Here is a 523-nt window from a genome sequence, read left to right as displayed (position 1 = left end):
GAACCTGCGGCTGGATCACCTCCTTAAATTAAGAGCACTAAAGAATTTAAAGTGCCCACACAGTTTGTTTTCGAGATAATGAAGAATCCCTTCCGCAACTGAGAAGAAGCGGAAAAGATATTCGATCACGATATTGTTGTTGATGTAAGTGAGATGTTGTAGTGCCTCTCAATAAATGCGGTGCTAAATCGCAAGTCAAAAAAAGCAAAGTGCATCGAAGCATTTTTGCAAGGTTTTGTTTTAATCGAAGTGCAGGTGAACAAAAGAAGAGTCATGCATTTGTATGTGACCCTTCGTGAGCGCAAGCATGCAAGATAAAAATAAAAAGCCGAAGTAAAAATGGGTCTGTAGATCAGTTGGTTAGATCGCACCCCTGATAAGGGTGAGGTCGGTGGTTCAAGTCCACCCAGACCCACCAATCCTACGGAGTTCTTCAAAGGATTATCCAGATTAAAGTACTTTTTTTGAGGGTATTTTAATCTGGAATAACCAGACGTTCATTAAAAATTAGGGTAATAAAGAG

The 523-nt window shown here is 40.0% G+C and carries 1 tRNA gene; it reads left to right on the top strand.

What is annotated here, in order from left to right:
• Positions 1-341 precede the first annotated feature (341 nt).
• Positions 342-418, top strand: a tRNA-Ile gene (locus tag Lpar_RS02695).
• Positions 419-523: the final 105 nt, after the last annotated feature.

Source organism: Legionella parisiensis, from assembly GCF_001467945.1.
Classification (GTDB): domain Bacteria; phylum Pseudomonadota; class Gammaproteobacteria; order Legionellales; family Legionellaceae; genus Legionella; species Legionella parisiensis.
The sequence above is the reverse complement of the archived record's forward strand: the minus strand, read 5'-3'. Positions and strand labels throughout refer to the sequence as shown.